Here is a 13,946-nt window from a genome sequence, read left to right as displayed (position 1 = left end):
TTTAAGACGTTCTTCTTCTTTTAACCTTTTTCCCATGCCGAATCATCTCCCTTATCCCTATTTTAATAAAATGGGTAGGAAGACTCCAGTTTAGTTAGGGGGCCTAGGAGATTTTGGCTCATTATGGTCCGAAAGGCTGCATTTTTGCACTAATTTTCCATATTCCAGCTTATTTCGCTTAAAATAAGTGTATTTTTGCATCTTTAACCATGGATTTCAGTGTGAGAGGCGCTGATGTGGGGGGATGATGTTGGTGGGAATGATGTTGGTGGCGGTGATGTTGGTGGCGGTGATGTTGGTGGGTGATACTGGTGGCGGTGATGTTGGTGGCGGTGATGCTGGTGGCGGTAATATTGGTGGCGGTGATGTTGGTGGCGGTGATGCTGGTGGCGGTAATATTGGTGGCGGTAATGCTGGTGGCGGTGATGTTGGTGGCGGTAATGCTGGTGGCGGTGATATTGGTGGTGGTGATGTTGGTGGGTGATACTGGTGGTGGTGATGTTCGTGGGAATGATGTTGGTGGATGATGCTGGTGGCGATGATGCTGGTGGCGGTGATGTTGGTGACAGTGATGCTGGTGGCGGTAATATTGGTGGCGGTAATGTTGGTGGCGGTGATGTTGGTGGGAATGATGCTGGTGGCGGTGATGTTGGTGATGGTGATGTTGGTGGCGGTGATGTTGGTGGCGGTGATGTTGGTGCGGGTGATGTTGGTAGGGGTGATGTTGGTAGGGGTGATGTTGGTGGCGGTGATGGCGGCGTTTCGGGCACTGCACGGCTGCAGCCACTACCAAAATAAGGAGCCAAGCGCATACGCGCTTAGCTCCTTTTCCGCCTTACCCCTCTGGCTCAGCTCCATCACTCGGCCTCAACGCAAATACAAGCTTAGCGGCTGCAGCTTCAAGTCCTTCAAGCCAGCGTGAACTAGCTTCGCAACTTCAATCCCGCCTAACTGCTGAAAATGCGTGTTGTCTTCCACGCCATCCGGGAAATTCATGAACTCACCTGGCGCAAGCCACATGAATAGCCGTTTCGTCCCCTCGGGTCCTAGCGCTTCAAACAAAGCCTTGCTGCTTGCAGCCAGATCTATCAAAGGCACTTCTTCCGCCGCAGCCAACTCACGCATCGCAATCAGATAGTCACCGTGCGTATCACGCAATGTGCCATCTTCTTCGAAGAACCGTCGCTGCACGGATGTGACCAGAATCGGGTATGCGCCACGCTCCCGGGCACCGTCGATGTAGATTTTCAGTGTTTCCTTGTAAGAGGAAAATGGCTCCGTAAATCGTGCTTCGTCCGGCTTCTGGTCATTATGACCGAATTGGATGAGCAGGTAATCATGGGGCTTGATTTTGCTCCAAATCGTATCCAATACACCTTCACCGATAAAACTCAATGAGCTTCGACCCGACAAAGCATAATTAGCTACCGCTGCATCGGCTTTGACGAAAAGAGGCAGCATTTGTCCCCAGCCAGCGTACGGATAGCCGTCTGTCGGTTGATCGGTCACGGTTGAATCCCCTGCTAGAAACAGTGTGCAAGCTGTAGGCATAGGCTCGATTTCCAACGCATTGATGCGCGGTGCTCTACCCGTAAACGTGAGCTTCAGTTGCGAATCTGTGACCCAAATCGAGAAGCTCGCACGTGCAAAATGTCCCGCAGACGTACGCTGCTTATGAAGCAACATCCTTCCTTCGCCCGTGGTGACCGTCGTTTCTGTTTCAGCGATTTCATCGCCTAACAGGATGGAAACGCGATACGTCCCGTTCGGAACATCAACTAGAAACGATGTGTCCAGCGGTATGCAGAAATCTCTACGCAATGCACTGGGCTCGTCTCGATCTTTGGCATGGACATTCTTCACATTGCTAAATCCATAGCCAGCTGTTATCTCATACGCGCTTTGCGCCGTAATCTTGGTGTAGCCTGACTCCGGGTTCCCAACCCCGAAATCGAACTTAAATGCGTGTGTCATCGTAGATTCCCTTCCTCTTTCTAGCGTTACAGCGGTATTTCACCGCCTGGATATAAGGTAGAGCTGGACAAGCGTTTGGGCTGCGGCAGTTGTATGCCAGATAATCCTTCAACCAACGCAAGCGGTCCACTAGCATAAATAGCTGCCGTGTCATCATTATAGATAATGACTTGCTCCGTCCCGCTACCACATACATCGGCATGTACCGCATATCCATTTAGCGGAAATTCAACAACAACGTTCATCTCACCATCATACAAAGATGGCCAAACCCCGCCGCCTCTCCGGTAGGCAAGTATCAGATCGGCAGAACCCGCTTCCCATCCGCGGAGTGGCTCGATGATGGTTAACCAACCGTCCGTTTGACGGTCTTCCTTCCATATCTCAACACCTTCGCTGTCGAGAAGAAACAGCGCATCTTTCCCTTTCAAACCTTTCCCATCATCCTCACGAACGAGACGATCCAGTCCAGCAATCTGCAACCCAGGTTTATCGCTGCGGAATCTTCCCAAAGCGATATGTTGCGATTCAATGGAACCTTCGTAGCGCCAGAGTTCTTTGCCGAAACGGTCATACATTACCGTAACACTTCCACCGATCACAAGCTCCGGTTGTCCATCCCCATTCACATCACCAACCCATATACAGTCGGCATGATCGTCAAGATCTCGACAGCTCCACAGCTTCTGACCGTCATGGTCCAGCAAATCATAACCAGCCATGACCTCGTCTTTGCCATCGCCATCCAAGTCATACACCCATGGGAAATGCCCTGGATTACCTTCATGCGTCCATAATAAATTAAAATGACGATCGAACGCCCATATCGTGTGATAACGATCCTTCAAGATAATGTCACTGGCATACGCTCCACCCGTCAAATTCGCCACGATGATGCAATCATGGGCATGCTCATGCGGCAGCTCGTACGAAGCTTTCACCTCACCAGTCCCCCCGTTCAGGATGAGAAAACGACCATCCATTACGCAGAGTACTTCTAACTGACCATCGCCATCGATATCAGCAATCTGTGCAGGATAGTCTGATCCTGCACTTCCTGCATCTATATCTGGCTTGCCTGTTTGCCACAGCACATTGCCTTCCAGATCCATTGCCGTCAGGCATTGCACCTGATGGGGAATATATCGAACATCCTGCCGATTGTCGGGATGCACGAGGAGCATCTCCATGCGACCGTCACCGTTCAGGTCGCCTAGGAGCATTTTGCAGCGCGGACCAGCGGCACGAATATCTATTTTGCCAACCAAATAAGCTTCTTTCGTTCTAACTTCCACAGCACATCTCTCCTCACATTAAACTATTTGGGCAGCCATTCTGAAATAAGCTCAAGCGCGATAATCGTGTTCAATGACCATTGAGCAGCCTCATTCGTGTTCATCCAATCGATCTCTTGCAACGTATCCACGTGCGTAACGATGGCGGCCTCCTGCTGCAGATCTACTTTAGCAAACTCACTTCCTAGTAAAATGGACCAACACTTCTCCGCTGTCTCATCGTCGCGTTTATAGAATGCGCCATACGCAGTGATCGCTGCACTGAGCACAGGATGCTCAAAATGTTTCGTCGAGATCTGACCATGGGTCAGCTTATCCTTCTGCTCCTGGGTTTGGTTATAATACACACCGAGCTCTGCCATCATGTTTTCCCACTCGGGGTCCTTTAACATACCAGCAAGTTCGAACCACACCTGCGGTCCTCCCATACAAATAGCCAAGTGCCTGCCCCAATTATCATCACCAAGAGGCGAGAGCACGCCAGTCTTTGGATCATACCCATAAGTAGGTCCCGAAATGAGCCCATAATTGGCATCTTTAATACAATTGATGCCTACTAAGATTTTGTCCCGATAGGAACTATCCTCATAGCGCTCCCAACGCGTCATCCAGTTCGAGCTGAAAGCCGCCCAATCCGGACCTACACGGATATGAGTTGGATGTTCATCCTTCGGAAAATAAGCTCGCATCGGATCCAAATTCACTGTCGTGAAATCCGAATCACGTACTTCATCCATGATATCCCCGATTCGCTCATCTGCGGTCAAATAATAGAAATACCGATGTAAGCCTGCCATCCCAATGCGAGCTTCCTTGCAGCCACAGCCCCAATGGACCACATTGTGCCTGGAACCGAGTCCCGCATATTCACCGAAGTGGTACAAATCCACTTCACTTGTATGACGAGTCATAGCTTCTGCCATTCGGAAGATATCCACTCGACCTGTACGAAGGAACATCACCCATAACCACATGTTAGGCGCAAGCTCAGTATTTTGCCATGCACAGCCACCTAAATCATAATTCCAAACATGCCTTACAGGATCATAACTATGCATGTAATCGCCATAATCCCAGAAACCGTACCACTTACGCTGCTCAACTTCATCTTGATAAAAGGAAATAATGCCATCTAGCCGATTCTCCAACTGCGCTTTCACTGGATGACTGTGGTCTGGTAAACTCCAAAAGCCAAACGCACCTGATGCGTGATAGTACGCTGGTTCACACACAAGAAGCGAAGGATTTTGTGTCTCCGCCTGCATGTGATGGAGAAGCTCCATATCCGGTGTCTCTTTTGTACACCACAGCATCAACTCGCTTGTATTCGCAATGCCGTATGGCGTAGCACGCAGCTCTTCCGCTCCTTCATACGAAGATTCTACGTGTGTTTCTGTATCATAATGGCGAAGGTCTATGGATGTCCCATCTGGTGACCACAACCAGATCGTAAACGCAGCCTCCGCCCCCGCTGTACCATGTATCTCCAAGCTCGATGGATGCTTCTCCCAAAAGTGACGCAGCCCGACCGCTAAGCCACCGCCTTCACCGCCTACATAGCCTAGACCGCCAGCGCGCGCACCGTCTGTTACCTTGACCCAACTGCAGCCTGCTTTCGTCCGCTTCCAAATGCGATAATGCTCTGATGAGTCTTGTACGAGCTTAAAACTGTCCCAAGTCGCTGAATCATCCAGCAGTCCAAGAAAATAAGCATCCTCTGCAGGGTCAAAAGTGGTCAGCTCACCAGCCGTTTGACGCTCAAATAACGCTCTATACTTTCCTTTTGTGCGGCGGGTATGTAAGGTTTTGGGCGATTCGCTAAAATACCCACGATCTCCCGCCAAACGGATATGCCGATTGTATTGGGCACCTCTCATCGGCACCGCGAAACGAATGCCTAAGCCTTGGATGAAATCCTCGTGCGGATTCCCGTCATATTGAAACGTATGCACGAGTTTAATCGTTTCCTGCCCCGCATACACATACATGCGCAGTGTAAAAGGCAGCCACTCTCTGGTTCCTGTCGTCGAGCGGAGTCTGCCATCTAATTTAACGACAGCCCGAATAGGTCCGTCTTGTTCAACAACCGTGCGAACGACTCGGCTTTCAAACGTCTCCTCACGACGAATTCGAACACCGGATGATTCGCTCACACTTTCAATCAAACCAATGAGCTCGCCACCGCTGCAAATCACGTTGCCCTCACGAACAATACGGCGAAGCCACTGTTTTCCCAGCTTACCTATCGTAACTTGCATAACGCCTGTATCCAACGTAATGGTCTCATCCGTTTCCGTTACGAGAATGCGATGATCGGAATCAGGACCTTTTCCTTTTCGAATTGTTAAGCCATCTGTTGATCCAGGGAGGACGTTTGCCGAATGAGCGGACCATTTCACACTGCCATCCGGCCAATAAGCCGTCGGCCAGCTTTGCACCGGTACAGCTCCTTGACCGTTGACGGTTTCCAACCGCAATGACTCCTCACGCCCCAACTCACCTTCGCGCCAAGGAATTCCCCATGTTATCCCTACAGGGTTAGATGCTTCTTTGTTTAACCAACGCAGCTTAATTGCTAGATCCGAAGCCAAGCGATCATCTCCTTTTCACATGTAGCCCTATTGTAAAAAGAGGAGATCTTGCTAACAAGCGGACATTATTGCTAAGAGGTGATGAGAGTGTTTGCACTTTTTTACTGAACTAATACATTGTTGCTTAGGAAGTTCGACTGAGCTCGCGATAGCGTGTTGGCGTCATACCTTCCAGCTTTTTGAAAATCCGATTGAAATACGTATGCTGATATCCCACTTGATCGGCAACATCGTTAATCCGCATTTCCGATTCCCGCAGCAGCTCTTTGGCTTTGTCCATGCGCAGCTCTGTCAAGTAATCAATAAAGTTTTTGCCAGTCACTTGCTTAAACGATCTGCTAAGGAAAAAAGGATTTGTCCCCGTATGCTCCGCACAATTATCCAGCGAAATATCCTGTCTATAATTATTTTGCAAATAAATCATCGCCTGTTCAATAATCCGTTTCACTTGCGCGTCTGAACGACCTGACATCTCCTTCATGAAAGGCTTGAGCACCTTTTCCTGAAACCAAGCAAGAATACGTGTGGACTCCCGAATCTGTGAAAGCTGTTCATACAAGTTTGCGCCCTTGAAGAGGCGGTTCGGATTAATCCCAGAGACCATAATGGCATGTTGAACATTCCCCAGCAGATGCAGCATTCCTTGCTGTACCTCAATCTCTTTGGCTCCTTTGCAGGTCAACACGTCCAGGAAAGACACCAGCAATTCGCTCGCTTCCCCTTCTTTTCCTGTTCGTAACGCTTGTATGAGCTCCCGCTCTTGTGTAAATGGATATTGCAATTCCATGTCTTCATCTCCTGCATCATTGTCTTGCTCCATATCGATAATCTGGTTCACATTCTCAAAGTATCGATAGCTCACCGCTTGTTTGGCTCGTTCAAATGCGATAGGCACATCCGAAATCAACGAGACAGGACGACTAATGGCCAGTGTCATGCGCATTTTCAAAATACGATTAATCGACTGCTTCAATTCATCACTAAAGGCTTGGCAAGCTTCTGTATAGGATAGATCTTCTGGCAAAATGAGTAGAATACCCGCTGTTAGATCATGAAAATTAAGTGTATGACTTTGATCAAAATAAGGAGCCGCCAGCTCTTCGATCATATTCACAGCCGCGAAGGTCACCAGCCCCTCTTCCCCTAACCGGAAATTCCCTTCCACGCTGCTCATCCCAATTAACTGGACATAGAGAACTACGAATTGCTTATTCTTCACTTCCCACTTAAAGCGTTCCATCCTGTGACGCAGATCATCCTCTGAATACGCATTCAAATAACCTTGCAGCAGTTGGTGCATAAAGCTGTCCTTCAGATGGGGAAGCTGTTCTGTCAACTTCGTATTCAGTGCCAAACTCTCATTATGTAGTTGCATCCATTGGGATTCGAGCAAGGTGAACTCGCACTGCGGTGGGTTCGATGAGCTTCCGCCCAGCATCGCAACAAGCCTTTTGACAGGCACGTAAATGCGACGTGAAGCCAGCCAAGCAAGCAAAGCCGCAAGCAGCAATACCGCGAGACTTACGGTAATAATTAACTTGGAAATAAAGACGACCGGTGAGGTAATACTCGAAATCGGTGATGCAGATACATAGGTCCAATCCTCTGCAATTCTGGCTAAGCTACCGTATGAAACGGTGTACGTAGAGCCTTTCCAATCCATAAAGAAGGAACCCTTTTTGCCTGCCAGTGCGCCAACTTTCTCACGAAGAGCGCTTACAAATGGTGATGTGGACGTGTTTCCATTAGCTGAAACGAACAACTCTCCTGCATTTTGAATCAGAAACGTCTCACCGCCATCATAAGGCGTCAACGTATTGAGCATATTGGCCATCTTCTGGCTGTCAAAACGGAAAACCAAGACCCCGAACGGATTCAGACTGCCACCGGGAATTTGATGAACGAGCGTTAAATCCTTGTTATCGGGACGATTCGCATCAAACGACCATTGCGTCCAGTAGGTTGTATTTTGACCATGGATGAGCGGTTCATATCTAGTGGCGGTGGCTGCTGAACGATCATCGATCTTCATGTACTCAGGATTAAACAGCACCGAGCTTGTTCCACCAACGTAAAGTTCGGCATGCTTCACCATGGCGTTCGAGCCTTGCATCGCGACTAGCGTTCTAGTGATATCCTGTGTCCTTTCAAAATTCCGCACAAAATCATATCCATTTAAGCTATAGTCAAATTTATTATCGAATGCCCAATGGGATAGCAGCAGCTCTAGATTGGCTAATTGGTCATCGATATTTTGCGAACGTTGTTCAATTTGTCTGTAATGCAGTTGCAGCAACTCGCTTTCCACGCGACCGCCTGCCATCCAATACACGAGCACGCCCATTAATAGCCCTGGTATGCCGGAGACAATGAATATCGTGATCAGGCTCTTTTTGTAAAAGCGTCCTTGACCGCCGATCACCTTATTTAAATTTTTTGCTAGTCCTTCTTTAATGGCTCGTAACATGCCCTCACCAACCGTTCGAAAGTTTTGTTTGGAGCGAAGACTTCAACTTAGAGCGTATACCGATTGGCGTTAAGATGGAAGTTAATTTCCAGAGGAAATACATGACTTTTCCGACTTTTTGTGTTTAAAATGCAGTGGTGAGGAGGAAAAGGTGCCTCCACTCCAACTCTACGTCCCTCAGCGGGAGACACGCCATAAAAAAAGCAGTTCCCCAAAAATCAGAGAGCTGCTTACATCACTTATATCGAGAAGTTTTTCATCAGTGGCATAATGAAGGAAATAACACCCATGCCCAGCTTCATAAAACTGCCGATGTTACCAAAGAGGCCGCCGGCACCTCCACCTGCGCCTGCTGCTTTGCCAGCTGCACCTTGACCGAGTCCACCTAACAATCCTCCGCCTGAACCACCTCCAAGCAAACCACCTAAGCCGCCGGCAGAACCTCCGCCGCCAAGTAGCCCGCCAAGACCTCCTCCTGATCCTCCACCACCAAGCATTCCTCCAAGTCCACCGCCGCCAAACATCCCCAGCATGCTACTCAAAGCACCTAAACTACCTAAACTAGAAATTTGAGCTTTCGAATTCCCTTTTTTGCGAGGGAGTTTCTGCTTTCCTTTAAAACCTTGGAGTATAACTTGATTGGCTTGAATGTCTTTCAACACGCCATAGTAATAGGATCCATCTTTAAGCACTACACAGACAGGAGTTCCTAAATTAGCTTTGGCTTGTGCAGCAATTTTGACTGTCGCGCCATGTGCTGATTTTTGCCCTCGATAACCGCGTCTTTTTTGATTTTTGCTCTGATGTTGGCTCTTCATGCTGCTCACGCATCCTTTAGTAGACATACTTTGTCTTGCTATCTTATGTTGAGCAGACAAGATTGGACTGCGCTTTCAGAACAATATTATTCGTCTCTCAAGCTTTATTGCCTTCAGCGTATTCTTAAACACAGCGAGGAACTTGCGATTGCAACGCCGAATAAGACAAGTAAGTTAAATACGTGTCTTCACGGGAGGCTATAATGTGAAACCAAGAATTACGGTCTTAACATTAGGTGTAGATGATCTAGAAAAATCATTACATTTCTATCGAGATGGATTAGGTTGGTCCACAGATGGCATTATTGGAAAAGAATTTGAACATGGTGCCGTTGCTTTCTTCGACTTACAAGCTGGTTTGAAACTCGCAATATGGCATCGTACCAGTATCGCTTATGATACGAAGTTAAAACAGACAAAACCTAGTGCAACTGAATTTACACTTGGACACAATGTCACTAGCAAAGAAGAAGTAGATCAGGTCATGGAACAGGCGAGAATAGCTGGCGCAACCATAACCGTCTCCGCTCATGACACTTTTTGGGGAGGTTATTCAGGATATTTCCAAGACCCGGATGGTCATGTTTGGGAAGTTGTCTGGAATCCACAGTGGGATAGCGCAGAATAATGTCAGTTGGATATAGGGAAGTATCCGCATCATGATACCATATCTCAAGTGTCATGAGAGGATCAGTAAGCTCGGACATACCCACACTAATTGTATCCGTAAACACACTCTCTAGACCTGTCGATTCCGGCCGAGGCTGTTCTTGCTGCAACCGGAGGGGGATGCTCAGCATGAGTAGTGTGCCCGTACGCTTATATCGAATTTGAATCGGAATTAAGCGGACAGCCAAATGTTTGCCGCTGCTTTCCACTTCAATCTCATCACGTAAAAAAGATGCGAATATGCATCTTTTTCTACCGGAGAAGTCACGGTCTATTAAGAAAGATGCGAATATACATCTTTTTCCACTATATTTCTCCTTTTTATCGAATATCGGTAAAAAGGATGTATTTTCGCAGTAATTCATCGATAATGGGTCTATTCTCCTTGAAAGTGATGTGTTTTTGCAGTTCTCTGCTCATATCGAGATGCTTTCTACGTTGAAAAAGCACCCTTTCGGGTGCTCCTCTACTTTATTTCTTTGCAGCTGTATAAAGATCGTTCATTTCCTTCACCAAGTCATCTCCGCCTGATTTCTTCCAAGTTTCGAACGCTGTTTTCAACGCTGCTTCGTCACTTTGACCGACGATGAATTTAATACGTGCATCATTGATAATGTTATCCAATTGTTGACCTTTTTGTGAGTAAACCGTTGAGATAAACGGCTCTGCAGGATTGGCAACAATGTTTGCTTCTGCCTCTTTTTGAATCTTAGCCGTTTGTAGACGAAGCGGTGTTTGCTTCACTTTCAAACCGCGATCTTCCGGAATAAACGGCAGCATTTGGTTCAAGCCTTCTACTTCGGATTCCAACAGCGCTGTTTCCTTGCTTGGCACTAGTGCATCGCCGTCTTTCGTGTAATGCTTCCCTTCAATTCCAAAGCCAGCTAGGGTTTGAAGATCAGGTTCGTTCATTTGATCCAAGAATTTCAGAACGCGTTTCAGTTCCTCTTCGGTCTTCACACCCGATTTGGAAACCGCCAAGATCCCTGCAAATCCAGAAGTAGGCAGTGCTTTTAAGCCATTTTTACCTGTGACTCCAATCATATTATCCACATAGTGAATGTTTGGATTATCTTTACCATCCTTCGCTAGTGCGGCATGAATACGATCATCGATACGTGCAGCTGTATCCGTCACGTCAACAATAACACCTGCTTGATTGTTAACAACCGGATCGTTCCACTTCGCTGAATCAAAGACAGCAAAGTCTTGGTTAATCAGCTTCTCATCATATAGTTTCTTCATGAATTTAAGCGCTTCCATATACTCCGCTGTTTGATGCTCAGGCACGAGCTTCCCATCAACAACGCCCCATTTGTTCGGCGCACCGAACCAAAGCTTCATCGTATCAAATCCGCTTGCCCATTGTCCTGTCCATTTGACCAAAACCATGCCATACGTGTCGTCTTTACCGTTCTTATCTGGATCTTTCTCTTTGAAAGCTTTCAGCATCGCGTAGAAATCATCAATCGTTTTGGGCTGCTGCAAACCGACAGCTTCCAGCCAATCTTTACGGTAGTTGATCCCATTACGGCCTAAAGCACGGCCACGATAAATACCATAGTTTTTCCCCTCGATGGACGAGTTGTTCATAATGACTTGGTTTGATTTACTCAGGTTCGGGTAATCCTTCAGATATTTCCCAATTTCCCAGAATGCGCCCGATTTCGCCGCGTTAACGAAGCTTGGGTTCTTCACATCACCTACATAGATAATCTGAGGCAGCTTGCCTGAGGCCAGTGTGATATTAAATTTATCTGTGTAGGATGCGTTCGGTACCCACTCCAGATGAATATTCGTATTTGTTTTCTTCTCAATTTCTGTTGTAACCGGCCCATCGTCCTTCGGAAAATTCGTTTTGAAAATCGGAAGCATGATGCTTAGTTCAAGTGGTGCCAGATTCTCTGGTGCTTTGGTCTGTGTAGCTGCTTGTGTGGCGGAAGCGGATGCTGCTGGTGTTGCCGTACCCTCTTTGTCACTACTGCAACCAACGACTGTTGTCATGACGGCTGTGCCTACGGTTGCTACGGTAACCCATTTTTTCGCATTTTTCTTCATCTAAACATGCCTCCTCTAGGTTATGGACTTGCCTCTATCGTATTCCGTTACCCCTTGACCGAGCCGATCAAGACCCCTTTGGCAAAATGTTTTTGCAGGAACGGATAGACAAGCAAAATCGGTATGGTGCCCACGACGATCACGGCCATTTTAATGGACTGCTCGGGTGGTTTGACGAAATTAGGATCCATGGAGTTGATATCCCCCGCAGCAGCTTGGGACAATAAAACAATCTGTCTCAGCATGACTTGCAGCGGCCATTTGGCAGGATCGTTGATATATAGCAAAGCTGAGAAAAAGTTGTTCCAATGACCGACGGCATAAAAGAGTGTAAACGTAGCCAAGACCGGCATGGATAACGGGAGTACGATTCGCCAGAGAAGACCGATCTCTGTACAACCGTCGATTTTCGCAGCTTCCTCTAACTCTGGAGGAATCTCTTGGAAGAAATTTTTGACAATAATCAAGTTAAAAGCGCTAATCGCACCTGGAATCATTAATGCCCAGTAGGTGTCCAACATGTGTAGTTCACGTACAACTAGAAAGGTCGGAATTAAACCGCCGCCAAACAACATGGAGAAAATAATGAGATTCAGAACGGTGTTTCGTCCCATAAGCCCTCGCTTCGACAAGGCATAGGCCATCGTAACGGTGAAGAACAAGTTCACGAAGGTCCCAACAACCATGACATAGAGCGATACCCCAATACTTTTGATAATCGTGCTTGTTGAGAAAATAAAGCGGTAAGCCGCTAAAGTAAACGTCTCCGGAATAAGGAACACGGCACGTTGTGTCAGTTCAGCATCAGAAGCGAACGACCCTGCTATGACATATAGAAATGGCAGTATAGAAACGATACCAATAATACCTAGTACAAGATAATTACTTATATCGAAGATGGTTCCGGGAACGCTCTTATATTGCTTTGCCAAAACCCCTCTCCTCCTTTACCTATAAGTTTCGTATTAATAAATACCAGATTGTCCAAATCTCTTCGCTGTCCAGTTCGAACCAAGTACTAAAATGACGCCGATAACAGCTTTAAATAAACCAACTGCTGTACTGTAACTAAATGCCCCCTGCGTAATCCCCATCATATAGACATAGGTATCAAATACTTCGGCTACTTCCCTGTTCAGTGGATTCAGCATGAGGAAAATTTGCTCAAAACCGTTATCTAGCACGTCACCCATCCTTAAGATGAGTAGAATAACGATCGTACTGCGTATTGACGGCAGTGTAATGTGCCACAACTGTCTCCAGCGATTGGCTCCATCCACAATGGATGCTTCGTATTGTTCCACATCGACCCCAGCAAGCGCTGCAAGGAAGATGATCGTGCCAAATCCGCATTCCTTCCACACCGTTTGCATAATAATCATCGGTCGGAACCATTCCGGACTAGCCAGGAAGTCAATTTTATATCCTAGGTATTTCTCCATAAGCTCATTAACAAGCCCGCCTTGCGTCGTAAGAAAAACATAAGTTAAGCTGGCCACGATTACCAAAGAGATGAAATGCGGCACATAAATTAATGTCTGAATGGTTCGTTTATACATACTGACCTTGATCTCATTCAATAAGAGTGCAAGTATAATCGGTGCCGGGAAATAAAACACCAAGTTATATAAGGAAAGCAACAGTGTATTGCGGAGGAGCATGAAGAACTCTGGGTTTTGAAAAAAGACGCGAAAATGTTCCAAGCCCACCCATTCACTCTTCCAAAAGCCAAGAAAAGGCTGATAATTCTTAAAGGCAAGCAGTACACCCCACATGGGCACATATTTAAAAATAATGAAATATAACAATCCCGGTGCTAGCAATGCGTAGATCCATTTATCCTTGCGCAACCTTGCCCACACCTGCGATCTGCGAAGCCCTTTCGCCTCGCTCACCTGTACCAGCTCTCTGTTATTAGGAGCAGTTGCCTGCTTCATCCTTTTCACCTCCATGTCATGATCGCCTTGTGAGCGTTTGTAGCCCTATTATGCAACACGTGGCATTTACCGCCTATCAGACATTTTTGTAAGCCCTTCCACACACTTTTTTTCAACCTCTATCAAGAAAGTGCAAA

At 47.0% G+C, this 13,946-nt stretch carries 11 protein-coding genes; 3 read left to right on the top strand and 8 right to left on the bottom strand.

The genetic code is table 11. The annotated features are described in order from the left end of the window. Nucleotides 1-253 precede the first annotated feature (253 nt). Together AC58QM_RS12820 and AC58QM_RS12815 are read left to right on the top strand one after the other, a co-directional pair. A complete protein-coding gene (locus tag AC58QM_RS12820; protein ID WP_497284446.1) occupies nt 254-484 on the top strand; it encodes a hypothetical protein in 231 nt (76 codons plus the stop codon). Between the two features lie 20 nt (nt 485-504). Then, nucleotides 505-798 (top strand): hypothetical protein, encoded by a 294-nt coding sequence (locus tag AC58QM_RS12815; RefSeq protein WP_497284444.1) that lies wholly within the window; start codon nt 505-507, stop codon nt 796-798. Nucleotides 799-867: 69 nt separating this feature from the next. Here the strand turns inward: AC58QM_RS12815 and AC58QM_RS12810 are convergent, their stop codons facing one another. The 5 genes from AC58QM_RS12810 to AC58QM_RS12790 form a co-directional block, all read right to left on the bottom strand. Beyond that, a complete protein-coding gene (locus tag AC58QM_RS12810; RefSeq protein ID WP_497284442.1) occupies nt 868-1,974 on the bottom strand; it encodes a rhamnogalacturonan acetylesterase in 1,107 nt (368 codons plus the stop codon). Nucleotides 1,975-2,000: 26 nt separating this feature from the next. After that, the gene (locus AC58QM_RS12805) at nt 2,001-3,197 is read right to left on the bottom strand and encodes a hypothetical protein (protein WP_497284483.1); all 1,197 of its coding nucleotides are present in this window, start codon (nt 3,195-3,197) and stop codon (nt 2,001-2,003) included. A gap of 95 nt (nt 3,198-3,292) precedes the next feature. Continuing rightward, entirely contained in the window at nt 3,293-5,860 is a 2,568-nt protein-coding gene (locus AC58QM_RS12800; protein ID WP_497284440.1) for an exo-rhamnogalacturonan lyase family protein, read from the bottom strand. A gap of 124 nt (nt 5,861-5,984) precedes the next feature. After that, nucleotides 5,985-8,327, bottom strand: coding sequence for a helix-turn-helix domain-containing protein (locus tag AC58QM_RS12795; protein WP_497284439.1), 2,343 nt, complete (start codon nt 8,325-8,327; stop codon nt 5,985-5,987). A 239-nt stretch (nt 8,328-8,566) separates the two neighbouring features. After that, nucleotides 8,567-9,145, bottom strand: coding sequence for a hypothetical protein (locus AC58QM_RS12790; protein ID WP_497284437.1), 579 nt, complete (start codon nt 9,143-9,145; stop codon nt 8,567-8,569). 205 nt (nt 9,146-9,350) lie between these two features. Here AC58QM_RS12790 and AC58QM_RS12785 point away from each other — a divergent pair, with 205 nt between their 5' ends. After that, entirely contained in the window at nt 9,351-9,773 is a 423-nt protein-coding gene (locus AC58QM_RS12785; protein ID WP_497284435.1) for a VOC family protein, read from the top strand. 512 nt (nt 9,774-10,285) lie between these two features. On the opposite strand, the gene AC58QM_RS12780 is transcribed toward AC58QM_RS12785, so the two are convergent. The 3 genes from AC58QM_RS12780 to AC58QM_RS12770 are packed head-to-tail and all read right to left on the bottom strand — an operon-like array spanning nt 10,286 to nt 13,809. Then, nucleotides 10,286-11,872: an extracellular solute-binding protein gene (locus tag AC58QM_RS12780; RefSeq protein WP_497284433.1), complete on the bottom strand. Its 1,587-nt coding sequence runs from the start codon at nt 11,870-11,872 to the stop codon at nt 10,286-10,288. A 47-nt stretch (nt 11,873-11,919) separates the two neighbouring features. Further along, on the bottom strand, nt 11,920-12,804 hold the full coding sequence (locus tag AC58QM_RS12775) for a carbohydrate ABC transporter permease (protein WP_310226561.1): 885 nt from the start codon (nt 12,802-12,804) through the stop codon (nt 11,920-11,922). 33 nt (nt 12,805-12,837) lie between these two features. Continuing rightward, complete coding sequence (locus AC58QM_RS12770; RefSeq protein ID WP_497284431.1) at nt 12,838-13,809, bottom strand: ABC transporter permease; 972 nt, start codon at nt 13,807-13,809, stop codon at nt 12,838-12,840. Between the last annotated feature and the right edge of the window lie 137 nt (nt 13,810-13,946).

This window comes from Paenibacillus sp. J22P165 (genome assembly GCF_059692015.1).
Note: the sequence above shows the minus strand (reverse complement) of the source record. Positions and strands in the feature narration are given on the sequence as shown.

Coding starts and splice junctions, on each gene's coding strand:
- AC58QM_RS12770 (WP_497284431.1), bottom strand. CDS start 13,809: ATGAAGCAGGCAACTGCTCCTAATAACAGAGAGCTGGTACAGGTGAGC.
- AC58QM_RS12805 (WP_497284483.1), bottom strand. CDS start 3,197: ATGCTCCTAGGCGACCTGAACGGTGACGGTCGCATGGAGATGCTCCTC.
- AC58QM_RS12790 (WP_497284437.1), bottom strand. CDS start 9,145: ATGAAGAGCCAACATCAGAGCAAAAATCAAAAAAGACGCGGTTATCGA.
- AC58QM_RS12795 (WP_497284439.1), bottom strand. CDS start 8,327: ATGTTACGAGCCATTAAAGAAGGACTAGCAAAAAATTTAAATAAGGTG.
- AC58QM_RS12810 (WP_497284442.1), bottom strand. CDS start 1,974: ATGACACACGCATTTAAGTTCGATTTCGGGGTTGGGAACCCGGAGTCA.
- AC58QM_RS12780 (WP_497284433.1), bottom strand. CDS start 11,872: ATGAAGAAAAATGCGAAAAAATGGGTTACCGTAGCAACCGTAGGCACA.